This window comes from Winogradskyella pulchriflava (genome assembly GCF_042434315.1).
Lineage (GTDB): Bacteria > Bacteroidota > Bacteroidia > Flavobacteriales > Flavobacteriaceae > Winogradskyella > Winogradskyella pulchriflava.
Genome location: NZ_JBHLTQ010000001.1, coordinates 552649 through 579013, shown reverse-complemented (window position 1 = coordinate 579013; position 26365 = coordinate 552649). Strand labels below are relative to the sequence as shown.

The 26365-nt window shown below is 30.9% G+C and carries 24 protein-coding genes; all 24 read left to right on the top strand.

From position 1 onward, the window contains the following. Window positions 1-26 precede the first annotated feature (26 nt). The 24 genes from ACFFGA_RS02580 (at window position 27) to ACFFGA_RS02465 (ending at window position 26280) form a co-directional block, all read left to right on the top strand. A complete protein-coding gene (locus ACFFGA_RS02580; RefSeq protein WP_386059220.1) occupies window positions 27-1718 on the top strand; it encodes a DUF6909 family protein in 1692 nt (563 codons plus the stop codon). Between the two features lie 3 nt (window positions 1719-1721). Beyond that, on the top strand, window positions 1722-2777 hold the full coding sequence (locus ACFFGA_RS02575; RefSeq protein WP_386059218.1) for a hypothetical protein: 1056 nt from the start codon (window positions 1722-1724) through the stop codon (window positions 2775-2777). Then, complete coding sequence (rfbB, locus tag ACFFGA_RS02570) at window positions 2770-3792, top strand: dTDP-glucose 4,6-dehydratase (RefSeq protein WP_386059215.1); 1023 nt, start codon at window positions 2770-2772, stop codon at window positions 3790-3792. The genes ACFFGA_RS02575 and rfbB overlap by 8 nt, the downstream gene beginning before the upstream one ends. Beyond that, window positions 3789-4652 carry a glucose-1-phosphate thymidylyltransferase RfbA gene (gene rfbA / locus ACFFGA_RS02565; protein WP_386059212.1) on the top strand — a complete coding sequence of 288 codons (864 nt, stop codon included), beginning with the start codon at window positions 3789-3791 and terminating at the stop codon, window positions 4650-4652. Before rfbB ends, rfbA begins: the two co-directional genes overlap by 4 nt. A 5-nt stretch (window positions 4653-4657) precedes the next feature. Next, window positions 4658-5206, top strand: a complete 549-nt coding sequence (gene rfbC / locus ACFFGA_RS02560; RefSeq protein WP_386059209.1) for a dTDP-4-dehydrorhamnose 3,5-epimerase — start codon at window positions 4658-4660, stop codon at window positions 5204-5206. Continuing rightward, on the top strand, window positions 5203-6054 hold the full coding sequence (gene rfbD, locus ACFFGA_RS02555; RefSeq protein ID WP_386059207.1) for a dTDP-4-dehydrorhamnose reductase: 852 nt from the start codon (window positions 5203-5205) through the stop codon (window positions 6052-6054). Before rfbC ends, rfbD begins: the two co-directional genes overlap by 4 nt. An 86-nt stretch (window positions 6055-6140) precedes the next feature. After that, on the top strand, window positions 6141-7253 hold the full coding sequence (gmd, locus tag ACFFGA_RS02550) for a GDP-mannose 4,6-dehydratase (protein WP_386059204.1): 1113 nt from the start codon (window positions 6141-6143) through the stop codon (window positions 7251-7253). 2 nt (window positions 7254-7255) lie between these two features. Then, window positions 7256-8308, top strand: a complete 1053-nt coding sequence (locus ACFFGA_RS02545) for a GDP-L-fucose synthase family protein (RefSeq protein ID WP_386059201.1) — start codon at window positions 7256-7258, stop codon at window positions 8306-8308. A gap of 80 nt (window positions 8309-8388) precedes the next feature. Further along, a complete protein-coding gene (locus ACFFGA_RS02540) occupies window positions 8389-9024 on the top strand; it encodes a phage head spike fiber domain-containing protein (protein WP_386059199.1) in 636 nt (211 codons plus the stop codon). Between the two features lie 56 nt (window positions 9025-9080). Continuing rightward, window positions 9081-9680, top strand: a complete 600-nt coding sequence (locus tag ACFFGA_RS02535; protein ID WP_386059196.1) for an inorganic diphosphatase — start codon at window positions 9081-9083, stop codon at window positions 9678-9680. Continuing rightward, on the top strand, window positions 9677-10546 hold the full coding sequence (locus tag ACFFGA_RS02530) for a metallophosphoesterase family protein (protein ID WP_386059193.1): 870 nt from the start codon (window positions 9677-9679) through the stop codon (window positions 10544-10546). The genes ACFFGA_RS02535 and ACFFGA_RS02530 overlap by 4 nt, the downstream gene beginning before the upstream one ends. A 10-nt stretch (window positions 10547-10556) precedes the next feature. Next, window positions 10557-13130: a hypothetical protein gene (locus tag ACFFGA_RS02525; protein ID WP_386059190.1), complete on the top strand. Its 2574-nt coding sequence runs from the start codon at window positions 10557-10559 to the stop codon at window positions 13128-13130. Next, window positions 13130-13888 carry a VTC domain-containing protein gene (locus tag ACFFGA_RS02520; RefSeq protein ID WP_386059187.1) on the top strand — a complete coding sequence of 253 codons (759 nt, stop codon included), beginning with the start codon at window positions 13130-13132 and terminating at the stop codon, window positions 13886-13888. Before ACFFGA_RS02525 ends, ACFFGA_RS02520 begins: the two co-directional genes overlap by 1 nt. 20 nt (window positions 13889-13908) lie before the next feature. After that, a complete protein-coding gene (locus ACFFGA_RS02515) occupies window positions 13909-14586 on the top strand; it encodes a DUF4956 domain-containing protein (protein ID WP_386059184.1) in 678 nt (225 codons plus the stop codon). Window positions 14587-14590: 4 nt separating this feature from the next. Next, window positions 14591-16453, top strand: a complete 1863-nt coding sequence (locus ACFFGA_RS02510) for a phage head spike fiber domain-containing protein (protein WP_386059180.1) — start codon at window positions 14591-14593, stop codon at window positions 16451-16453. Between the two features lie 65 nt (window positions 16454-16518). Beyond that, window positions 16519-17763, top strand: coding sequence for an oligosaccharide flippase family protein (locus tag ACFFGA_RS02505; protein WP_386059170.1), 1245 nt, complete (start codon window positions 16519-16521; stop codon window positions 17761-17763). 849 nt (window positions 17764-18612) lie between these two features. Further along, entirely contained in the window at window positions 18613-19212 is a 600-nt protein-coding gene (locus ACFFGA_RS02500; RefSeq protein WP_386059167.1) for a hypothetical protein, read from the top strand. A gap of 53 nt (window positions 19213-19265) precedes the next feature. Next, window positions 19266-20447 (top strand): O-antigen ligase family protein, encoded by a 1182-nt coding sequence (locus tag ACFFGA_RS02495; protein WP_386059164.1) that lies wholly within the window; start codon window positions 19266-19268, stop codon window positions 20445-20447. Window positions 20448-20748: 301 nt separating this feature from the next. Further along, window positions 20749-21525, top strand: coding sequence for a glucose-1-phosphate cytidylyltransferase (gene rfbF / locus ACFFGA_RS02490; RefSeq protein ID WP_386059162.1), 777 nt, complete (start codon window positions 20749-20751; stop codon window positions 21523-21525). Beyond that, entirely contained in the window at window positions 21513-22586 is a 1074-nt protein-coding gene (gene rfbG, locus ACFFGA_RS02485) for a CDP-glucose 4,6-dehydratase (RefSeq protein WP_386059160.1), read from the top strand. Before rfbF ends, rfbG begins: the two co-directional genes overlap by 13 nt. A gap of 34 nt (window positions 22587-22620) precedes the next feature. Continuing rightward, a complete protein-coding gene (locus tag ACFFGA_RS02480) occupies window positions 22621-23451 on the top strand; it encodes an NAD-dependent epimerase/dehydratase family protein (protein WP_386059158.1) in 831 nt (276 codons plus the stop codon). A gap of 10 nt (window positions 23452-23461) precedes the next feature. After that, on the top strand, window positions 23462-24451 hold the full coding sequence (locus ACFFGA_RS02475; protein ID WP_386059155.1) for a glycosyltransferase family 2 protein: 990 nt from the start codon (window positions 23462-23464) through the stop codon (window positions 24449-24451). Between the two features lie 67 nt (window positions 24452-24518). Next, window positions 24519-25085 (top strand): putative colanic acid biosynthesis acetyltransferase, encoded by a 567-nt coding sequence (locus ACFFGA_RS02470; RefSeq protein WP_386059152.1) that lies wholly within the window; start codon window positions 24519-24521, stop codon window positions 25083-25085. Continuing rightward, on the top strand, window positions 25075-26280 hold the full coding sequence (locus tag ACFFGA_RS02465) for a WcaI family glycosyltransferase (protein WP_386059150.1): 1206 nt from the start codon (window positions 25075-25077) through the stop codon (window positions 26278-26280). The genes ACFFGA_RS02470 and ACFFGA_RS02465 overlap by 11 nt, the downstream gene beginning before the upstream one ends. Window positions 26281-26365: the final 85 nt, after the last annotated feature.

The following is a 26365-nucleotide window of genomic DNA, read 5'->3' as shown; positions in this document are numbered from 1 at the left end:
GCTATATTTGTAGGTTAAAATAACGTATGAGTACAACAAAAAAGAGACATGAAAGAACGAGAGCTCAAGAAAGCTCTAATGCAATAGAACGCATGTATATTACGATGCGTCACTTGTTTAATCGTGGGTTTTATAAACCAATGGGAGTTTCAGGTGAAACATTGCGCGAAGCTCTATTATTATTACGCCCAGAAATCTATGGTTCAATTGCAGATGAAAAAGCCGAGCTAGAAGGCTTATTATATGTTATAGACCGCTTACCTCAAGGTATAGAAGAGTGTACGTTTATCAACCTAACAAGTGATGAAGGTTACGCTAATTCGCATTTTAAACCTATAATTCCACCCAAAAGACGTCGTAATTGTTACCGTATTGACGATGAACAAATGAATATTGAAATTACAAGAGGGCGTTCAGAAATCTATGATATCTTGACGCATCTTACTTTTCTATTCGTTGAGTCTCATAAAATTAGCAAACGCATTATTATTGATGAAGAAGGTGGTACAGTTAGGGATTGGCAAAAATTAGAAAGCGCAGTTACATCTACTAAAAAGCTTAATCAAAAAGAGCGAGAAATTGCCATTACACATACGGCAAATATTTTAGGAAGAACTTTTAACGAACTAACAGAAGCGTACCCTAAATTTGCTAGAGAAAATCAACCAGAGCGTTTGCTTCACATTGTTTATTGGTTGGGTAAATTGGCGATAGAAGAAATCATTAACAACAAAAAGAGAACCATAACATTTAGTCCGGTTTTAAGAGAGCGTCTAGGTCACCATATTCACGGTGAAGCTTGGGCAGACACCATTAAATCTGTGCTGCACAAAAATGGCTTGTTGGAACGACCAATCCATATAATTAGTGCGAATATGCATAGTGTTATGAATTCACTTTTTGCTAAAAGCGCATTAAAGGGTGCTGAAGCTAAAAAGGATATTTTTGAGGTTTTTGAAACTTTAAGCGATTCTAAAAATTTAACACAACGCAATAAAGTAGAAAAATCTGCGTTGCAAAACGGAATGATCTATATTAAAGATACTTCAGGAACCAACATAGATGTGCAAATATTTGACACAGATAAAATAGATTTTTCTAAAACTGACTTTAAGTATGCAGAATCAAATAAGGATGACAAGGCTGTTATCTTTGTAATGGACTATGCTTTTGGTGAACAAGCCTATGAGACTTTAGATGAATTTTTGAAGCCAATAAAAGTGGACGGTAAAAACGTACATTTAAATGTTAAGTCTATTTCAATTATGGGTAAAGCAGGTATTCTTGAAGGAGGGAAAGGAGATGTTATGATTCCTTCTGCCCATATTTTTGAAGGAACGGCCGATAATTACCCATTTAAAAACGAATTAAGTAAAAGTGATTTGTTAGATTGCGGAGTTGATGTTTTTGAGGGCACTATGGTCACCGTTTTAGGAACATCACTACAGAATAAAGAGATTTTGAAATTCTTTAAAAAATCCACTTGGAATGTTATAGGTTTAGAGATGGAAGGTGCGCATTACCAAAAAGCTATACAAGCAGCATCCAAAGTTAGAGGAAGTATTAATGAAGATGTAAAAGTTAGATATGCATATTATGCCAGTGACAACCCATTAGAAACAGGGAGTACTTTAGCATCTGGAGGTTTAGGGGCCTCAGGAGTTAAACCTACATATGTAATAACAAAAAAGATATTAGAACAAATATTTAATTCATAGAAAATGAGTGAAAAATTACCACAAGGAGAGCAGACCGAAGAAGTAGATTTAGGGCAGCTTTTTATTGCTATTGGCAAAATGTTTGAAAAACTATTTAGTTTTATAGGTAAGGTTTTTAGGACACTTTTTTCAATAATTATATATTCTCTAAAACCATTAGTAAATAATATTAAAACGGTTCTTGTCATTTTAATGCTGGCGGCAATAGCTGGTTTTATTATAGAGAAATTAAGCAAACCTGTTTTTGTGTCTAGTATGTTGGTAAAGCCTTATTTTGATTCAAAATACCAACTAGCGAATAATGTAGAATATTTTAACGCCTTGATTAAAGCAAAAGATTATAATCAGTTGTCAAAAATATTTGAATTTGATAGTGTTGTAGCAAAAGAATTAATTGCTTTTGATATAGAAATAGGTCCAGAAACACCGAACGATCTTTTGGTGGAATATGACACCTATATAAAAGGAATAGATAGTACCTTGGCACAAAGTCAAGAACTAACATATGAAAGTTTCATCGAAAATAGAAATGTGTTATCAGGGAGTACTTTTTCTATTACTGCGGAATCCTATAAAAAAGATATTTTCGTTAGTTTGGATAAAGGCTTTGAAAAAACTTTTAAAAATCAATATTCTGAGAAACTCAAAGACTTAAGAGATAAGTCATTTAAGATTAAAAGAGAGACATATATAAAACAATTAGAACGGAGTGATAGTTTACAACAAATATATTTACAAGTCCTAAAGACTGAATCAGAAGAAGGTGGAAAAATAAGCATAGAGGGGCTTCTTCCTATGACCAAGGAAAAATCTGTTACTCATGAGTATGATTTGTTTAATCAAGAAATAAGACTAAGAGATTCAATAAGAAGTTTAGACGAGCAATTAATTACAAAAAGTGATTTTTATGATGTATTGTCTAATTTTGAAGATATAGGAACTCCTGAGAAAAAGTTTGAAAAGAGGTATTCGATTTTATTTCCTATTATAGCACTGACCATTATTGTTCTTACATTCTTGTTTATGAAAGCTTTTAAATTCATTAAAGATTATGAATAAAAACCAGACCATATTAATATCTGGCGGAGCAGGTTTCATAGGGTCAAATTTTATTTTATTTTATTTACAAAAATATCAAAACATTAAAATTGTAAATTTAGATAAGCTTACCTATGCCGGTAAGCTTTCTAATTTAAACACTGTAGAAAGTAATACCAATTATACTTTTATTAAGGGAGATATTTGTGATGCGGAATTGGTAAATAAATTATTTACGACCTATAACATTTCAGATGTAATACATTTTGCAGCTGAATCTCATGTAGATAATTCCATTAAAAGTCCAGACGCATTTATCAACACAAATATATTTGGCACTTATAACTTGTTGAATACCGCTAAGTCTTTTTGGATGGATTCATCATTTTCATATAAAAAAGGTTGTGAGAACAATAGATTTCACCATATCTCAACCGATGAGGTTTATGGAACTCTAGGAAAAACAGGGTTGTTTACAGAACAGACACCTTATGCTCCAAATAGCCCATATAGTGCCTCTAAAGCATCATCAGATTTTATAGTTAGAAGCTACCATCACACTTACGGAATGAATGTGGTAACCACAAACTGCAGTAATAATTATGGACCAAAGCAACATGATGAAAAATTAATACCAACAATTATAAAAAACGCTATAAATGGCGATAATATTCCTATATATGGCGATGGTAAAAACGTAAGGGACTGGTTATATGTTGAAGATCATTGTAGAGGGATTGATTTAGTTTTTCAAAATGGAAAATCAGGGGAAACTTACAATATTGGAGGCAAAAACGAAAGGAACAATCTATATATTGCTAATAAAATATGTGAAATATTAGATGAAATTAGGCCAAAGAAAAAAAACTACTCGGAACAAATAACTTTTGTTAAGGATAGACCTGGACATGATTTTAGATATGCGATAGATGCTTCAAAGGTTGAAGATGAATTAGGTTGGAGAGCTAAAGAAAATTTTGAAACAGGGATCCTAAAAACAGTAGAATGGTATCTGAATAAATACGAGAAAGCATGAAAGGAATTGTTTTAGCTGGAGGCTCTGGCACAAGATTACATCCAATAACCCTAGCTGTAAGTAAACAGTTAATGCCAATCTATGACAAACCTATGATTTATTATCCTATATCAACCCTCATGTGGGCCGGTATAAACGAGATTTTAATCATTTCTACTCCACAAGACCTACCGTTGTTTAAAAGGCTTCTAGGTGATGGTAAACAATACGGTTGTAACTTTCAATATGCTATACAAGAATCACCGAATGGATTGGCTGAGGCCTTTCTAATAGGCGAAGATTTTATAAGAGATGACAAGGTTGCCTTAATTCTTGGGGATAATATTTTTTATGGTACGGGTCTTGCAGATTTACTACAACAGAATAATGACCCTGATGGTGGAATTATTTATGCATATCATGTTCACGACCCTGAACGTTATGGTGTGGTTGAGTTTGATAAAAACGGGATAGCGGTTTCAATCGAAGAAAAACCGCTAAAGCCAAAATCTAATTATGCAGTACCTGGAATTTACTTTTACGACAATTCAGTTATAGAAATTGCTAAAAGTATAAAGCCAAGTAAAAGAGGTGAGTTAGAAATTACAGATGTTAATAAAATATATTTAAGCCAAGGTAAACTGAATGTAAGTGTATTAGATAAAGGTACAGCTTGGTTAGATACAGGTACGTTTAAATCGCTGATGCAAGCCTCGCAATTTGTTCAGGTCATAGAAGAACGCCAAGGATTGAAAATAGGAGCAATAGAAGAAGCCGCCTATAAAATGGGCTATATCAACAAGGAACAATTTAAAAAAACCATAAAATCATTAACAAAAAGTGGTTATGGTAAACATCTTTTAAGTCTATTGATTGAGTAAGAAAAATGATAATAAAAGAAACAAAATTAAAAGGGTGTTATATAATTAAACCAGAGGTTTTTAAAGATAAGAGAGGTTATTTTATAGAGAGTTTTAACAAATACAAATTTTATAAAAACACAGGATTAGACATCAATTTTGTACAAGACAATGAGTCACAATCTTCTAAGGGAGTGTTAAGAGGGTTGCATTATCAGACAGGGAAATTTGCACAGGCCAAATTAGTTAGAGTTATAAAGGGACGTGTTTTAGATGTTGTAGTTGACCTCAGACCAGACTCTAAAACTTTCGGTAAACATATATCTACAATTTTATCTGAAACCAATAAAACCCAAATCTTTATCCCTAAGGGTTTTGCACACGGTTTTTTTACTTTAGAAGACATGACAATATTTAGTTACAAATGTGATAATTACTACAATAAAAAAGCTGAGGCAGGTGTCATATACAGTGACAAGAAGTTAAACGTAGATTGGGGCTTTACAGATGTTAACGAACTAATAATTTCTGAGAAAGATTTATTACTTCCAACCTTTGAAAATGCCAAATTATGAAATATATTGCTGTTTTAGGCTCCGAGGGTCAGTTGGGTAAGACATTACAGTATTTGGTCAATCAAGAATCCTGTAAATATAAGTTCTATTCAAAGCAAGATGTAGATATAACCAATAGGCAAAGTATTGAAAGTGCTTTTGCTCAACATAGTTTTAATTTTTGTGTTAACTGTGCGGCATATACTGACGTAGAAGCTGCAGAAAAAGACAATAAAGAAGCGTTTTTAATCAATGTTGAAGGTGCAAAGAATGTCGCAGATACCTGTAGAGAAAAAAACATAAAACTTATACACATCTCTACTGACTATGTGTTTGATGGAAAAAAGAGAACACCATACACAATTAGTGATAAGACTAATCCAATCAATGAATACGGAAAGTCAAAACTAAAAGGAGAATATTGTATTAAGGAAGCTTTAAAAGAGCATTATATTATTAGAGCGTCGTGGTTGTATTCTGTCTATGGTAGAAATTTTTTTAAGACAATAGTTAAGCGTATCGGAGAGAATAATAGTTTAAAAGTAACCACTGAGGAAATAGGTACACCTACGAGTTGTATAGATCTATCTCATTTTATTTTTCATATTGTAAATGAAGATAATTTGCCATTTGGTATTTATAATTTTTCAGCTCAAGGAAGCACAACTTGGTATGGTTTTGCTAAAGAAATAGTGAAAAATCTATATCCAGACAGGCAAACAAATATTTCACCAACTGATAATTTTAAAACAATAGCAAAAAGGCCTAAATATAGTGTGTTAGATAACATTGAAACTCAAAGGGTTTACAAGAAGTTTAAAAAATGGGAGGAAAGCCTTAAGGAAGTAATAAATAAACTAATAGATTAGCATCAGTTTATAAAATACGAGACGCAAAAGTTTATTAAAAGTTTACCTTTGCAAGCTATAAGCTATATTAAATAAGATTACATATAATGAAAAAAATAGCACTTATTACAGGAGTAACAGGACAAGACGGCGCTTATTTAAGCGAATTTCTTCTAAAAAAAGGATATATAGTACATGGAGTTAAAAGAAGATCGTCGCTTTTTAATACAGATAGAATAGACCACCTATATCAAGATCCTCATGAAGAAAACCAAAACTTCTTTTTGCATTACGGTGATTTAACAGACAGTACAAATCTCATAAGAATCATTCAGGATGTAAGACCAGACGAAATCTATAACCTAGCCGCAATGAGCCATGTACACGTGTCTTTTGAAACACCAGAATACACTGCTAATGCAGATGGTATAGGAACCTTAAGAATACTAGAGGCGGTTAGAATGTTAGGATTAGAAAAAACAACCCGAATATATCAAGCCTCAACATCAGAACTTTATGGAAAAGTTCAAGAAGTACCACAAACAGAAACCACTCCATTTTACCCGAGAAGTCCTTACGCAGTAGCTAAAATGTATGCTTATTGGATAACAGTCAATTACCGAGAGGCCTATGGCATGTATGCGTGTAACGGCATATTATTCAATCACGAATCTCCTATTAGAGGAGAAACCTTTGTTACAAGAAAAATAACCAGAGCCACTTCAAGAATTGCTTTGGGAATGCAAGACAAGATTTACTTAGGAAACCTTGATGCCCAAAGAGATTGGGGACACGCTAAGGATTATATAAGAATGATGTGGATGATTCTTCAGGCCGACGAGCCAGAAGATTGGGTAATAGCAACCGGTAAAACCACTACAGTGAGAGATTTTATAAAAATGTGTTTCGCCCATGTTGGAATTGAACTAGAGTTCAAAGGAAAAGGCTCTGATGAAAAAGGCTATATAAAGTCATGCAACGGCAATTACCAAATTGAAACTGGAAAAGAAGTTGTGGCAGTTGATGAAAAATATTTTAGACCAACAGAAGTAGATCTACTAATAGGCGACGCTACAAAAGCAAAAGAAAAATTAGGATGGATACCCGAATATGATTTACCAGCACTGGTGGAAGATATGATGTCTAGTGATCTTAAATTAATGCAGAAACAGCAATACCTTCAGGACGGTGGTTATAGAATCAAAAATTATTTTGAGTAAAAATGCATAAGGATTCTAAAATATATGTTGCGGGTCACAGAGGCTTAGTAGGCAGTGCTATATTAGACAACCTCCACACAAAAGGTTACAATAACACTATTGTTAGAACCCATAAAGAACTCGATTTAACAGATTCGGAGCAAACAAGACGCTTTTTTGAAACCGAAAAGCCAGACTACGTATTTTTAGCAGCAGCTAAAGTTGGAGGTATCATTGCAAATAATGTTTATAGAGCGGATTTTATATATGAAAACTTGATGATACAGAATAACGTGATTCATCAAAGTTATAAAAACAATGTAAAGAAACTTTTGTTTTTGGGCAGTACTTGTATTTACCCAAAAAATTGTCCTCAGCCTATGAAAGAGGATTATTTATTAACAGATACTTTAGAATACACAAATGAGCCATATGCCATAGCTAAGATTGCAGGAATAAAAATGTGTGAAAGCTATAATTTACAATATGGCACCAATTTTATATCTGTAATGCCTACTAATTTATATGGGCCTAATGATAATTTTGACCTAGAAAAATCACACGTACTACCTGCTTTGGTTAGAAAAATTCATTTAGCAAAACTTTTAAGTGAAGATCGTTTTGAAGATGTTTTATCAGACACGAAACATAAAACCATAGAAGAGGCAAAAGTGTATCTATCAACATTTGGTGTATCGGCTGAAAGTGTAGAAATTTGGGGAACAGGTAAACCTAAACGCGAATTTTTATGGTCTGAGGATATGGCAGACGCTTGTGTATTTATTATGGAGAATAGAAATTTTTCAGACACCTATAATAAAAATGAAAAGGAAATTAGAAATACACATATTAATATAGGAACAGGGAAAGATGTTTCTATAGCCCAACTTGCGGAAACTGTTAAGGAAATAATTGGTTTTAATGGAAAATTAATCTTTAACTCTGATAAACCAGACGGGACTATGCGTAAACTTACAGATGTATCTAAGTTAAATGACCTCGGATGGCAACATAAAATAGAGCTTGAAGAAGGTATAAAAAAGGCTTTTAATTGGTATTTGAACAAACGACTTTAAATTATACTAATTTTGATTTATTATCAGCAAAGAAGAAATATTTATTTAAAGATGGTGTTAAAATTTAAAAACTAAAAATAATGAATAGAATAATTTTAATTCTCTTATTGGCATTATTTTCTTGCAAGAATAAAAGCAAAAAGATACCAGACAATGATGGAAATAAGTTAGACACACCTATTGAGGTGGTTACTAAAATTGAATTTGCTCCATTTCCGGCATGGGGAACTGTCGGTACAGAGATTAAAGAAACATCTGAAACATATCTTGGAGAATCAGTTTATTTAATATCAAGGAACAAGGAATTAACAGAATCATCTTATGCGCACACAAGAAGTATTTTCGTGGAATATGAAATGACCTATAGAGCGAGTGTAATTGTAAAGAAGGCAGAAAATGGTAGTTTGTTTGGGTTAAGAATTATGGGAGTTTATCCAGATAGAGTAGATGCTGTTTTTAATTTAGAAGACGGTACTGTAAAAGGCGTGCAAAAAACAAGAGATTTTGAATCAGAAAACGCAACGATAGAAGAATTAGGTGATGGATGGTATAAATGTATAGTTAGTGCGGTTGTCGTTGCTGATGATGCTAAAATATTCTTAGGGCCTACAAAAGGGAACGAAAACGTAAATGGCTGGACAATTAGAACACCTGATAATTGTGATATTTATGTATTGCCATCTAGTTTAACTTTAGAGAAAGTATCAATAGAATAATCAGGCTTAGAAAGCTACCTTTATTATATTAAACACTCACTATTTAAAAAATTATTATGCGATTAAATATACTTTTATTATTTATTTTAGTGATATTTTGTAATAGCTGCAGTGAAAAGACAGATTATTATAACTTACCCTCACTATCTTCAGATAAAAATGTTAATGCTGTGATTGAGATTCCGGCTGGTACGAATAAAAAAATTGAATACAACAAAAAAATAAGAACCTTTGAAATAGACAAGAAAAACAACAAAGATAGAGTGATAGAATTTTTACCATATTTAGGTAATTATGGATTTATTCCCTCAACATATTCAGATCCTAAAAAGGGAGGAGATGGAGATGCCTTAGATGTTTTGGTGCTCTCAGAAAATGTTGAAATAGGCACTGTAATGGAAATCACACCTATTGGGATGTTAAAATTAATAGACAAAGGCGAAATAGATTATAAAATTATCGCTGTACCTAGCGATAAAGAAAAAAAAATAATTGATATTGAGAGTTTTAATGGTTTAACAAAAGATTTTCCTGAGGTTAAAAACATGATTGAAATATGGTTTTTAAATTATAACAAAGAAGATGAAGCCATTATTAATGGATGGGAAAATGAAAAAGTAGCTTTTGAAGAAATCTATAAAAACAAACTACAATGAAGTCCTTATTAGTATTAATAATTTTAATTGTAACCTTAAGCTGTTCTGCTCCTAAAAAAGTTGATTACTCTTTCTTTGCAGCAGGCCATACGTATGGTAATCCTATGGATGAATCTCACCCATATGGTCTTTTTAAGCCTTTTAAGGAAAAAATCACATTTATTAATGAAGATAAGACGCTAAAGATGGGGTTTTTACTTGGAGATGTGGTGTGGAAACCCAGCTATTGGGATGCTGCCATAAAAGATATATCGCTATTCCAAGATTCAATTCATATTGTTAGAGGAAATCATGACGGTTCGTTAAAATCGTTTCAAAAGAGATTTAGAGAATCCTACTATTGCTTTAGTGAAGATAAAGACCTATTTATTGTTCTTGATGGAAATATAGATAGCTGGAGCATTTCTGGTGACCAATTAATTTTTTTAAAGAATACAATAAGGAATAAAGGAAAAAAAGCTAGAAACATATTTGTTTTTGTCCACCAAATAATTTGGTGGACACCAAGTGAATACTCAAAACCCTTCCCTAATTCTACATACGGAAGGGGCGAAGAAGTAAATTATTGGTCAGAAATAGAGCCTCTTCTTACAAAATCAGGAAAACCCATTTTTCTTTTCGGTGGGGATTTAGGTGCCTTTTCAAGCGAGCAAAGAAAAAAGCGTTATCCAACAGAGTATTTATATTTTAAAAAAGATAATATTACATATATTGGTACTGGTATGGGAGGAGGAATAAGAGATAATTTTGTGATTGTCGATGTTTTAAATAGTGGAGAAGTTAATTTTAGATTAATTCATTTAAATGGAGAAGATATAAATGGATTAGGGAAGTTAGAAGACTATAGTACAAATGATTCTTTTTAATTTTAATAAAATGACTAATAACAAAAATAAAACACCCTTAAAACTGTTACTGGGAATTCCAGTATTGTTATTAATATTATCGTTGTTTTTAACTAAGAATAAAGACAGTTTATTTACGTCTATTAATAGCATAAATCCATATTTTCCCAATATGCCTAATGCATATGCTCAATTACTAAGCAAGGTTGAAAAAAATGATTCTACATTTTATTGCTCTGTGTTTGAGGACCTTGCTATAAGAGAGCTTGTTATTTTTAAAACATTCCCCAGCATTGTTGATGTGAAACAAGATTTTACTGTAGAGCTCTACCCATTAGAAACTAGACACCGAAAAGAGTTTACAGATTATTTAACATTAAATTTAACAAAAGATGCAGTAGTATTTAATAGTGACAACAAAGCTTATGGTGTGTTTAAAATGGAGTTACCAATAATAGACATTAAAAAAATCGTAATTAAACAAAACGGAAATAACTCAAAAAATGAACCATGGTACACTACTATTGAAAAACCATTTAGAGATTTAGATAAGAAAGCTCTAACAGGTATTCTACAAGATGCAAACGATAAAAGCCAGCCTTATCAGCCAAACCCTTACATTTCACTATTTATAAAAACATTAAAAAACCATAATATAGATGTTTTGTCAAGTTTTTATTCAGAGAGAAATGACAGCCTTTTCAAGACAAACGAAGATATTAACGACTATTGCAATTCCAGTGGTAAGACAATTGGAAAAATCACCCAACACGAAACCTTTTGGAATGGAATTAATAATAGAGAGCAAGGATTATTAAAGCAAATTAAATTTGTAGGAGTTCATAGCGATCAGGCAAAACAATTATTAATGGGTTTTATTAACGAATCTTCAGCTTTTGAGGAGGTGTTTAATGTTGAAAAACTTGCTCTATTCAATGCGCTAAAGAATGTGTTTGTTGACAATTGTAATGAAGAAATTTATTTAGCCTATAATACCGAAGAAAACATATTAGAACCATTTTATGTAGACTCGAATTGTTCATGGACTGTACAGAAGTTTGTTAGAAAACCGAATATTAAAAACCATAATTATTTGGTATCCTTAGTTAAGGCTTTAGACCAAGTCTCTAATATGGATTTTTATAGCACATTAATTAAGGATAATGTTTCTTTTAAATATGAGCTGGCATTAATTAACAATTATAATACTAATATAGTATTTAACAAAGATGTAATAAAGGCAAACCAAAATGCAATAAAAAAGAGTTTAAATCCTTCCTCTGCCTTAAAAGTTGAATTGATTTCTGTTAACCCTAAAAAAATGATTGTTAGTGCTTTTAATCTTTCCAACTATCCTATTGAAGTGCTTGGGTTGAATCATCTAGACAAAAAGGAAATAACAAGTTTAAACCCTGTAAGAGAAATTTCAAGTGGTCAAAGAGATACAATAACTATTAATCTGCCTCGAAGTTTCGAAAATTTATTTGTTAGTAAAAAGAAAAAAGTGACAGGTTTTGTTTTGCCAAAGCACATATATGATTTAAATATTCAATATCATATTGTTGGAGTCAATAAAAACTACGCCACATCAATTATACCATATCAAAAAAGCAATAATGTTAAGGATGATTTATTTAGAACATCTACCTATACAAATAATCATCAAGATATTGTTATTGAAGAAGAAAAAAAGGAAATTTCTTTTTCTAAAGATTCTGTAATGATATCAACTCCACTAGTAATTAAAAAAGGATATACCTTTAAGCTAAACCCAGGAACAATTGTAAACATTATGGAGGGCGGAAAAATAGTTTCTCACTCTCCATTAAGTTTTATAGGTTCTGAGACAAGACCTATTAAAGTTTATTCATCTGATAAGAGAGGACAAGGCATTTTAGTATTAAGTAAGCAAAAGAAATCGACATTAAAGTATGTTGTTTTTGATCAATTAAGGAATCCTACGCACGGAAGTTGGGGTGTTACGGGTGCTGTTACATTTTATGAATCTCCAGTAGAGCTTGAGCACGTTTCTGTTAAAAACAATAAATGTGAAGATGCTTTGAATATTGTAAGGACAAACTTCACGATGAATCAAGTGAGTATTTCAAACACACAGTCTGATGCTTTTGATGGTGATTTTGTAAAAGGGAGCATATTGAATTGTCAGTTTGATAATTTAGGAAATGATGCTATTGATGTTTCGGGATCTGATTTAGTAATTAAGAATGTAATTATTACTGGAGCGGGAGATAAAGGACTCAGTGCAGGTGAGGATAGCATAATGACTGTAGATGGTGCTGATATACACAAGAGCGCAATTGCCATTGCGGGAAAAGATTTATCAATAATAAACGCTAAAAATTTAAAAATTTCAGAAACTAAACTTGGTTTTACTGCATTTCAGAAGAAACCAGAATTTGGACCGTCACAAATTACTGTCAACGGGGTTTCAATGAAGGGTATAGAAACAAAGTACTTAATAGAGAGTTCTTCATCACTTTTTGTTGATAATAAAAAAATTGAAACCACACAAAATGTAAAAGACAGAATGTACGGTGTTGAGTTTGGAAGAAGTAGTGATGAAACCAGAAATACACCACAATAATGATAGTAGATGATTTTCTAGAACAGGTTAAAAATTTCACTAAAAGTGAGAGTTTTCACTTACTTGATATAACGCACAATTATAGATACGAACGTAAATTTACAGTTCCTAATGAGTTTTCATTAAATTCTATCGAGCAAATTATTAAGAGAAATAAAGCATTATTTAGAGAAGTGTTTCACATGCGCCAAGTAAATAATATTTACTTTGACACAGTAGCCCACAATGATTATTTTGATAATGTTCTTGGTGTTTCAAATAGAAAAAAAATAAGAATCCGCTGGTATGGAGATACTTTAGGTGAGATAAAGAACCCTGTATTAGAAATAAAGATTAAAAAAGGCTTGGTTGGAGATAAGTGGTCTTACAAACTAACTCCTTTTGTTTTAAACAATAATTTTGATAACGAGGCTATCCAAAAGGTTTTTAAATCATCTAATTTACCATTACCAATATTAGAATCCATTAAAATGGTTTCACCAACCTTATTAAATTCATATCTAAGAAAATATTTTTTATCAGCAGACAATAAATTTAGGCTAACGTTAGACCATAAATTACTTTATTATAAGATTGACAAACGATTTAATAATTTTAACTTTGCACCAAATTCTGACCCAAATAAAATTATAGAATTGAAATATGGTTTATCGGATGATAAAATGGCAAATGCGATTTCAACTCAATTTCCTTTTAGATTAAATAAAAACTCAAAATACGTTAATGGCGTAAATACAATTAAACAATTTCCACAATAAAGTAACAAATACAAAACAGAATGCAAGGAGAAAATTTTTTAACTGACATAGCAAATCAATTCGGTTCAGGTGAATCATCAATAGTTGATTTTTTAATTAATATATTTATGACAATTATACTATCCTATATTATGGGATTAGTATATTCTAAGTATGGCAATTCATTATCAAATAGAAAAAAATTAATGCAAACCTTTGTATTAATATCTGTTACTGTTATGCTTGTTATTTCAATTGTAAAGTCATCACTAGCGCTCTCATTAGGGCTAGTGGGCGCCTTGTCTATCGTTAGATTTAGAACCGCGATAAAAGAACCCGAAGAGCTCGTTTATTTCTTTGTAGCAATTGCATTAGGATTAGGTATGGGTGCAAATCAAAGATTGGTAACTTTAGCTGGTGCAATAGTAATTATTTTATACATTGTTATTCAAAACATGAATACTGTTAAAAATGTAGTTCAACAAAATTTAATCGTAACCATATCTAATACATCCGATAAATCTTTAGATGAAAATAAAATAGTAGAGCTACTTAATAAATACTCTAAAAAAATAGATTTAAAAAGATTAGATGCGGTTAATAATTCTTCAGAGATATCTCTTAATATAGAATTTAATGATTTTGAAAGTATTATTAAGGCTAAAAACGACTTAAAAACTATTGGAGACATTCAGTTTAGCTTTATTGAAAATTATTAATTAGATGCAACTAAAATCCTCAAAAAAGTTTCCTTTATGGTTTGTTTTAATTTTAGTTTTTCTAGTAGTGCTTTTACTTTCGCTAAGTAGCAATAGAAAAGTTGAAAAGTACCCTAAAACGCCTGATTTTGAACAAAAAACTAGCTTTGATTTAATTCAAATAACATTTAATGAAAAGTCGTTTAAGAAAATTGAAAAAAAACGACTTGAAGCTTTAGCGACTGGCATTCTAGAGACAAGAGATAGTGATTATGTACCGGCTACTATTTCTTTTAATGGTGAAGATTTTAGGGCTGAAGTAAGACTAAAAGGGGATTGGACAGATCACCTCAAGGGTGAAAAATGGTCATTTAGAGTTAAGCTAAAAAATGATAAGACTATTTTGGGAATGCGAAAATTCTCAATTCACCACCCTCAAACTAGAGGACATCATTACCTTGCGGAATGGCTGTATTTAAAAGCGGTAAAGCGAGAAAAATTATTAGGTTTACGCTATAATTTTTTAGAAGGTGCAATACATATAAAAAGTAATAATTCATCAAAATATGTAAGTAGAGATGTAGGTTTATATGCAATGGAAGAAACCTTTGATAAGAGAACCTTAGAGAGTAACGCAGCTAAAGAAAGTGTAATACTAAAATTTTCAGAAGATGTTTGGTGGAATGAAGTTAAAAAAAGCATCAAGGCCGGATCATCGCTAGGGTACTCTTGGGAAGACTTCATGAATCATAGTATAGTAGAAAGAGCAAAGTTCCCAATATTACCATTTTCTGAAGAGAAGACTATTTTGGATAGCACCATGAATGGCTATTTTAAACTAAGCAAAGGATTACTTGAAAGTGTTTATATAGGAAATACAACGATTGACGAAGTTTTTGATGTTAAAAAACTTGCAATGCAAAATGCTATTTTAAATCTTTTTGGAGCTGTACACGGCACCTATATTATAAATTTAAGATTTTATTACAACCCTATTACTTCTTTACTAGAACCTATCGCATTTGATGGTAACTCAGGAAATAAACTTGTAAAATACACGCACTTTATGTTTGTAAATAAAGAAAAGGATTCGGTTTATTTAAAAGAATTAGCATACGCACTAGAAAAAGTATCAAATCCCGAATACCTAAGGGGTTTAATTTCCGAGTATAAAGAAGAGTCAGAGAAATTGGAAAAAACATTGATAAAAGAATTTTATAGTAAGGGTCTTTCAATTGAGAATCTAGAATTTAATCAAGAAATAATGAGAACTGAGCTAATGAGCCTTAAAAACAGATTTGGTATTGAAAATATTACATTAGAAACTAATTCAATAGCTAAAGGTATTATAGTTCAAAGCGCAGTAGTAGAACGTATAGAAGTACCAGATGCGGCTAACTGGATAAATAACAATACAATATTGTCTAAAACAAAAATAACTAGTGATAATAGAGATATTTATAATCTATCTAGAGACGATGCTTCTACAAATTCTTATACTGTTACTCCTAATATTAAAGTAAATCCAGGGAGGGTATATAAAACTAGCATACTTGTAAAAAAAGGAAGACGAGACGCCTATTTTGGGCTTAGAATTCAAGGAGATTATCCAAATAGAGTTGACGCTGTTTTCGACTTAGAAAATGGACAGGTAAAAAAGAAAAGCTTGGGAGGGAATTTTGAAAACGTAAATGCAACAATAAAATCAATAAGTAAAGATTGGTTTTTGTGTTCGCTTGAGGGTAAAATAATGACAAGTAATGTGAAGATTATTTTGGGGCCAACTACAGAACAAAAAAATAGTGAAGACTGGGAGGGGGTGACTAATAAAAATTGTGATGTGTATATTTTACCATCATCATTATTAGTAGAAGAGATTTCTAAATAAAAAGTCACCAAGAATAATGGCTTGATGTTATATTTAGAAAATTTAAGCTTAATAAAGAAAAAATATTGCTCAATTTCAGTAAAGACAATTCAATTATTTTAAAAAACCTTTCGTTTTTAACAATCCTGAGAGGTTTCAATATTGGAATAAAATTCTTTCTAGTAGCTTATTTAGTAAGGGTCTTAGGTGAAATAAACTATGGTATATATACTTGGACAGATTCTGTAATACAATATTTCCTTGTGTTTATCAATTTTGGGTTTAATGTCTATGCAGCAAAATACATTGTAGACAATAAAGAATCTAAAAGCAAACTGAATAAAATAATTTCATCCATATTTATAATTAAAATGATGTTGTTTTTTGCAAGTTTCTTTATACTTTTTTTATTATCACATCTCAATGTTTTTCTTCCTTTTAGGGAATATTTGTTTTTGCTATTGCTAATAGGAATAGGAGATGTGTTTTTTCCAATCTGGTATTTTCAGGGTATTGAGAAACTAAATATAGCAACTTATATCACGGTATTCTCAAGACTTTTACTGGTTTTAGGCACTTTTTTTTTAGTAACATCTACAAATGATTTAAACGTTTATATTTTAGTAATGGTATCCTCGAATGTTATAATGGGATTACTAGGTTATGCCACTTTAGTTAGACATTACAATTTCTCCTTTATTTGGGTTGGATTTAATATGATAAAACGATTCTTTAGAGAGGCTCATATGTTTTTTCTAGGTGGTTTTTTGTCTCTTACATTTAATTTCCTATCCATTTTTTTAATAGGTATATATTATACAATGGATTATGTCACAGGTTTTGATGTTGCATTAAAAATCGTATTAGTTTGTATAGTGCCTTTTGATATGTTGCAACAGGCCGTTTTTCCAACAATATCTAGAAATAAAAATAAAAAAGTATTAAAGAAGTTAATAATAATAAGCATTTTCGTTGGCCTAATATTTACAATTGTATTGAATGTTTTTTCACACGAATTATTGACACTGTTCGGTGGTGACGGGATGGACTCATATAACGATGTTTTAAAAACCCTATCGCCTATACCTCCTATAGTTGCTCTTTCATTTATGCTAGGCACCTGTACCCTAGTGGCATTTAACTACAATAGAGAATTTAACCAATCATTAATTATTGCTTCTCTTATATATATATTGATAATAATTATATTGCTTATAATTGATAAAATGACATTTTGGAATCTCGTATATTTAAGAGTTTTTTCGGATATTGTGTTGGTTTGTATTAGACTATATTTCACTTTAAAAAATAAAATATTAACTACCAATTAGTTTTTTTAACTTCAAATAACTATGAAACTTAAATCGGTTCTTACTTTTTTATACTTAGTTGTAAGCATACCGTTATTTCTTTTTTTTAAGGCAGAGATTGTCGTTTGGGTTTCCTTTTTTATTAATATTCTTTTAATCACTGCTATTACCTATTATCATCTAAATATGGAAAAGGTCTTTTCTCCATTTTTAACCTCTTTTTTAGTTTTTGTTTATTTGTTTTTTATTGTTGCACCAATAATACAAATATCTTCTTTTACAATAGACAACTCTACCTTTCCAAATAACTATCCTTTTGAAATTGCGGATATTATCTTCACAAACGTTTTAATATTTGTCTTTGTCTTTATTTTTTTTATTGGCTATGTTTTTTTAAAAAAGAAACAAAGAATAAACAAGAATAATAATATCAATAATTATAATAAATCGCCCATAACACCACTAACAATACTAATATTATTCGTTCTGTGTGTCATTATTTTTTGGTTAAACTACGATTATATAATTGAAGATATTACACAATCTATTTATACAGCACAAGAGGAACCTGTATCTAGTTTATTAATAAAAAGGAAGGTATTATTTTTAATTCCCTTAGGAGGTATAGCAATCACATTTATTTATTTAAAACAGAAAAAAAAGTTAACCACAAATGCGCTTGTAGCATTCTTCGTTCTTATTGTACTTATTGGAATATTATTTTTTTTTAAAAATCCTTTGGCCGAGAAGAGGAATGCACTAGGGCCAATCTACATAACATTAATTTATATTTTTAAACCAAAGCTCATTAACAGTAATTCGAAGTTTTTTCTTTTTATGTTTTTGTCAATGGTGGTAATATTTCCCATTATGTCTACATTCACTCATATTGATGCTAGTCTTAAAGAAATGATTACAAGACCAAAGTTAATTATTGACTCATTTATTAGATTTGGCGGTATATCTACTGCATTTAGTTCATTACACTATGACGCCTACGCAAATATTATGGCAACGGTAGATTATGTTAGTGCCAATGGTTTTTCTTACGGATATCAATTACTCAGTACGTTGCTTTTTTTTGTACCACGAAGTTTATGGGGCGCTAAACCAACCTCGTCAGGTGAATTAATTGGTAACTATTTAATTGATGAATATAATTTTGGTTATAGTAACTTGTCAAACCCATTAGTGTCAGAGGGTTATGTAGATTTTGGTTTTTTTGGATTAATTTTTATGGCATTAGTTTTGGCATACTTCATTATCAGATTATTATTGTGGTTACAGAGCACAGACCCGCTTAAAAAACACATTGCTTTCTATTTTGCTATTCACCTTATGTTTTTACTTCGAGGTGACCTTACAAATGGCTTTTCATATTATGTAGGTACATTTTTAGGGGTTTATACTGTCCCGAAGCTAGTCAATTATTTTGCAAAATTTTTAATAAAATCTAGTGTAAGGAAGTGAAGACTATCAGCAACATAAATTTTTATAATCAACTATTGTTGTTTTTAATTTATATGAATAGCGCAACTATTTTAGTACCTGATAAGTTTAAAGCATGGCCTATTGCCTTGTTAGTGCTAACAGTTATTATTAGGTATTTAAAGATGGATACCAAACCTGTTTTAGATATTAAAAAATTTATAATATGCATAGGTTTCTTTATAATTTTAATATTAAGCATTGCATATTCAAGTGACATTTCTTACGCGCTCAAAAAATTGGAAACGGGCTTGTCTCTACTAGTATTTCCGTTAGTTTTCTATTTAATAGCTGGAGATAAGGCTCTATTTAATAAGAAAACAATTCATACAGTTAAGCTTACTTTTATTATTTCACTTGTATTTTTCCTTATTTCAACTTTTACATATTTTTTTTTTACCGAACCCTTTTTTACTTTTAAAGACACGTTAGAGCATTACACTAACCTAGTGGATATTAGGATTAGTGAATACAGTATTCATTCAATTTATTTGTCAATATACATTGGGGTAGCCATTATTTTCTCTTTTTCTCTTTTTAAGGGTAAAAACGAGTCTGATAATATGAATATAATTATATATTTTATACTGCTCATTCTTATTGTATTTATGGCAATATTAAATAAAAAAGGACCTATTATTTCTTTAGGTATATTGGGTGTATTCCTAGTAATTAAAAATAAATTTAGCTACCAGAGATTTATATTTATATCGCTAACAGTAATGGCTTTAGTGGGTTTAATAGTTGTCTTGCCAAGATTTAATGATGAAAATAAATTCAGAGAATTATTAGAAATAGGGGAAAATAGGGGGTCGTCAACGGGCTTAAGATTACAAATTTATGAATGTGCACTCCAACAAATAGTGAAGTCACCTATTGTTGGGCATGGCTGGGGTGATATAAAAAATGTATTAAATGATTGTTATTTAAATGATAACCGTAAGCTATTGTTAGAAAGCAATTACAACTCTCATAATCAGTATTTAAGTATTTTATTATCAATTGGTGTTTTGGGTTTTTCCGCCTTTTTATATTACCTTTTTTATATCTTTAAAATATCAAAAAAGGAAGATTCACAAATTTTGTTTTTTTTAATATTATATTTCTGCTTAAATATGTTAACCGAAAATATTTTAGAGAGAGAAGATGGTGTAATCCTATTTGCTTTCTTTGTTAATCTTTTTACATTTGAAAATTCAAAAACACAAATTCGCTGATGGTTATACAAACACTGGTTTAACTATAATTAAATTTAGTATTTGTTGTAATACGCGTTAACTAGAAAAACAAGGTGTATATTTTAATCACTTTAGCTGTTTTTTGCTAGACTAGTTTATCTTTTAATAAATTTGCTAAAAACTTGATGAGTAAAAAATATCAATGGTATAATTTTATTTTTTATAATTAAGCCCTTGTAAGCTGATTTTGTTTAAAAGATGTGACTTCATCAGCAAGGGGATTGTAGTCAAAAAACTATATTAGCAAAAAATTATATTTAAAAAAGTAATATCAAAATAAATGAAGGCAGTAATTTTAGCAGGAGGATTAGGAACTCGTTTAAGCGAAGAAACCGTTTCAAAACCAAAACCAATGGTTGAAATAGGCGGTAAACCTATTTTGTGGCATATAATGAAAACCTATTCACATTATGATATTAATGATTTTATCATCTGCTGTGGTTACAAAGGGTATGTAATAAAAGAATATTTTGCTAATTATTTTAAACATCAATCAGATATTACGTTTAAAATGAGGGACAATAAAATGATTGTGCATAAAAAAAGAGCAGAACCTTGGTCTGTAACTTTAGTAGATACAGGAGATAAATCAATGACAGGAGGTCGACTAAAAAGAGTTGAACCCTATCTAAAGGATGACGATTTATTTTGTTTTACATATGGTGATGGTGTTGCAGATATTAATATTAGAGCCCTAATAAATTATCATAAATCTCATGGAAAAGATGCTACTCTAACAGCAACATTTCCACCAGGCAGGTTTGGTGCGCTTGATATTGAAAACGGAAAGGTAAAACAGTTTCAAGAAAAACCAAGAGGAGATGGAGCATTAATTAATGGAGGTTTTTTTGTACTATCTCCAAAAGTAATTGATAGAGTCTCTGGTGATGACAGTGTTTGGGAGCAAGAGCCTTTAAAAACATTAGCAAGCGATGGTCAATTAATGGCATATAAGCATGAGGGGTTTTGGCAACCAATGGATACCTTACGAGACAAAAATTATTTAGAAAACCTTTGGAATTCTAATAATGCACCTTGGAAATTATGGAAAGATTAACCGATAGGACTAATACTACATTTTGGCAAAACAAACGCGTTTTTTTAACAGGGCACACAGGGTTTAAAGGTAGTTGGCTATCATTGTGGTTACAATCTATGGGAGCAATAGTTAAAGGGTATTCTCTCGAGCCCCCAACAAGTCCTTCATTGTTTATAGAGGCCAAAGTTGGAGAAGCCATGGAATCTGTTATAGGAGATATAAGAAATCTTGACTTTTTAAAAAAACACATGGTTTCTTTTAGTCCAGATATTCTTATCCATATGGCAGCACAACCTTTAGTTAGATTATCTTATTTAGAGCCAATTGAAACATATACAACTAACGTTATAGGCACGGTAAATGTTTTAGAGGCCGCTAAATTATGTGAAAATTTAAAAGCAATTGTCTCCGTAACAACGGATAAATGTTATGAAAACAGAGAGTGGCATTGGGGTTATAGAGAAAATGAGCCTATGGGTGGCCACGACCCCTATAGCAGTAGTAAAGGGTGTGCAGAACTTGTAACCTCTGCTTATAGGCGTTCTTATTTTTACACATCAGACACAGCTTCGGTTGCATCAGCAAGAGCAGGAAACGTTATTGGAGGAGGTGATTGGGCAAGTGACAGATTGATTCCAGACACACTAAGAGCCTTTGAAAAGCAAAAACCAGTTATTATAAGAAACCCTTTATCAACTAGACCTTGGCAACACGTATTGGAGCCTTTATCAGGCTATTTATTACTTGCTGAAAAGCTTTATACTGATGGCGATAAATTTGCAGAAGCCTGGAATTTTGGACCAAAAGAAGAATCTGTTAAGCCCGTAAGCTATATACTTGATAAAATGGTGGATAATTGGGGTAAAGGCGCTAGCTGGGAATTGGATAAAGAAAATAACCCACATGAAGCAGGGTTTTTAAAATTGGATTGCTCAAAAGCCGCTGCAGAACTTAAATGGAAACCTAAATGGGAATTAGACCATACTTTAAACTTAATAACAAATTGGCATCAGAAATGGTTAAAAAACCATTCAGTTAAAGAACAATGCTTATTAGAAATTGAAAGCTTTAATAATTAAAGCGAGATAACTTACAACGACTATAATTTCTAAAATGCCATTAGAAAAAAGGAAAATATTTATAATTGGTAGCAGAGGTAGGCTTGCAAAAGCAATAGTAAATTACTATTCAGAAAATAAATGTTATTGTCTGGAAAGAGAAATTTATGAAGATTGGTCTGATGAGAGCAAATTGCCTGAAATAAGAGATTTTTTTGAATCTACAATCGTTGATGAATCTGTTATTTTTATTACCTCTGGTGTTTTAAACTCTAAGGCCGATAAAGCACTTCTAAATAAAGTGAATTATCATTTACCTTGGAACATTATAAAGTCTCTTGAAGGATTAAAAATAAAGATTGTTACATTTGGGACTATTCATGAAAAACTAGCTGACAGCACAAATCCCTATGTAAAAAGTAAAATTAGACTATCTAGCAAGATTGACTCATTTAGCTCAAAATCAACTAAGGTTTTTCATTTTCAAATTCACACCCTTTACGGTTATGGTTACCCAAGTGACTTTATGTTTTTAGGACAACTTTATAATGCAATTAAAAAACAAGAAAAGTTCAATATGTCTTCTGGACATCAAATTAGAGAATATCACCATTTAGATGATGTTGTTAAATCTGTAGATATTATTTTATCTAAAAATACACAAGGAGTTATTGAGTTAACAAACGGAAGTGGAATTAAGTTGAGAGATTTAGCAATGGGAGTGTTCAAAGAGTTTAATCTAATGCACCTTTTAAATATTGGAAATTTAGATATTCAACATAAGGACAAGTTTATAAATGACTATACAAAAAATAAAGATATAGAATTAGTTGATTTTAGAAATCCAATTAATGGAGTTTGTGATTATCTTAGATCTATATTATAATATATAAAAAATGAGTAACCCTTTAATTACAATAGCTATACCAACTTGGAATAGAGCAACTATTCTTGACAAAGCACTAAATGCTTTATTACCACAAATAGAAAATAATAAAGATAAAATAGAGATTGTAATTTCTGATAATGGTTCGGATGATAATACAAGTGAAATTATTGAAAAACATATTTCGCTACATAACACACTAAATATTGTCCATTTTACGCAAAGGAAAAATACTGGCTATTATGGTAATTTTAAAAAATGTAGAGAATTATCAAATGGAGATTATTTTTGGCTTTTGTCAGATAATGATTATGTTGCAAATGGACTAATAAACTATTTGTTAGATATTTTAATAAATAATCAACCATCGTTTGTGTTTTTAAGAGATTGGAAACATGATGCTAAAGTTGGCGCATACTCAAGTTTTAAAAGTAGTGTTTATACTGTTAAAGAAGGTATTGAAAAATTCAATTACAAAACCACACTCATAAGCGCTGTTGTTTTTAATAATGATAAGTCAAATGATACTGTTTTGTTTGAGAAATTTAACGAGAATACCTTTCTAGGATTTGCTTACTTTCTTCAATCACTTAAAAATAAGGACAAAGCGTTTGAAATAATAGGAACGAGCCTTTTTATTAATGACGCTAAAGTGAGTTTTAATGCTTTTAAGTCTTTTGGTGTGGATTTAATGGCATGTTTTAAGTTTGCTATTGAAGAAAATATACTCTCAAAAGAAACTGTTGCAGTCTTTATCAATAAAGTAATCACAGGGTTAACAGTAAAACATTATATTTTGTATAGAATTACAGGTTCATTACATGGAAAAAAGCATAAAAAAGAAGATGTTGATAAACTGATTACTGAAGGCTTTTCTGATTACAAAGCGTATCATGAAGAACTCAAGCCGCTTCAAGAGTCTTCAGGGCTTAAATTTTATATATTAGTGTTTAAAAAGCATCTATTTAAAATAATTAAAGAACAATTATTGAAAAAGTAGCTTTAAAAACTAAAGAAAAGTACTTAGTTTAAACCTTTATTGAAAATGCAGTTAGTATATTTAAAAAATGAATCAATCAATTCAAGATTTAAGTTTATATAAAACACCAAAAGGTTTTAGAGGGAAATCTAAGTATGTCGTACAGCTTTGGTGGATAACTTATGCTTTGTTTTTTAAACCCTCTCCACAAATTTTATACGGTTGGAGGCGTTTCTTACTTAGATCTTTTGGCGCAAAAATTGGAAAAGGAGTAATTATAAGACCCTCTGCACAAATCACATATCCATGGAAGGTTTCTATTGGTGATCATAGCTGGATAGGTGATGAGGTAGTACTCTATTCCTTGGGAGAAATAGAAATAGGATCTAATACTGTAATATCTCAAAGAAGCTATATATGTACAGGGTCTCATGATTACAAGTCAGAAAGCTTCGATATTTATTCTCAAAAAATAACAATAGGTAAAAAATGTTGGTTAGCAACAGACGTTTATGTTGCCCCATCAGTGACTATAGGAGATTTCACAGTTGTAGGTGCTCGAAGCAGTGTTTTTTCAGACCTACCTCATAATAAAGTTTGCATAGGTAGTCCAGCCAAACCAATCAAAGACCGAATATTAATAAGTGAGTATTAAAAACATAACCTTCATAAGCCTCAATTACGCACCAGAAGATACCGCAATTGGTTTATATTCTACCCAATGGGTAGAATTTTTAAAAGAAGCTGGCTTCAATGTTACAGTTGTAACAGCTTTCCCTTACTACCCTAAATGGGAAATTTCTGCAGCTTATAAAAACAAAAAAAAGTTTTTAAAAGAGCAAACAGATGGCACTACAGTTTTAAGGTATAAGCAATATGTGCCAAAATCACCAACATTCCTAAAGCGAATAATTCATCTTTCAGATTTCACTTTAGGCTCGTTTATCAATCTATTTAAAATAAAAAAATGTGATTTAGTAATATCTGTTGTGCCGTTTACAACATCAGTATTCCTTGGGTATATTCAAAAGAAGAGGTTTAAGGCTAAGTTTTGGATGCACATTCAAGATTTTGAATTTGATGCAGCATTGCAAACAGGTGTTGGAAAAAAGAAAAACATAATTTTTTCGCTACTTTTTAAATTAGAAAAATGGCTATTTTCAAAGCCAGATCTTAGCAGCACCATTAGCAATAGTATGTTAAAAAGACTATCCGAGAAGAGTAAATCTGAGCAATTTTTCTTACCAAATTGGATAGATGACAAAAAAATTGATCCCGAGAAATCCAAGACACATCCATATTTATTATCTGACAAAATAAAGATTTTATACTCTGGTAATATTGGAGATAAACAAGATTGGGAGATTTTTATTCAATTCTGTAATGACATAGAAGAGAGTAAATATGAAGTAGTTATTGTTGGTGACGGATCTAAGAAGGACTGGTTAGTCAATAAAATTGAAGATTTTGATAATGTAAGTTATTACCAACCTGTGCCATTTGAAGAACTCTCAGACCTTTTATGTAGTGCAGATTTGCATATTTTGTTTCAAAAGCCGGAAGTCATAGATACTGTAATGCCCTCGAAAGTATTAGGGATGATGGCAAGTGCTAAACCATCTATTATTATCGGAAACGAAAACTCTGAAGTAAAATCTATTTTTGATGCTTCTGATGCAGGTTTTTATTTTTCCGAATATTCTCATGAGGTTATTGATTGCTTGGACAGGATAAGTCGCGACCGTATCCTTTTAACAGAAAAAGGAAAACTTTGTAGATCTTTTGTCATTGACAATTTTTCTAAAACTAAAATTCTTTCTAAAATGCTTGAAAGACTAAAAGAATTATAGAATGTAAAAATTAGTAGGTCCCACTATTTCAATTTTGAGAAACATATTCTCTTTAGCCAAACAGTTAATGTTCTAAAGTTTCAAA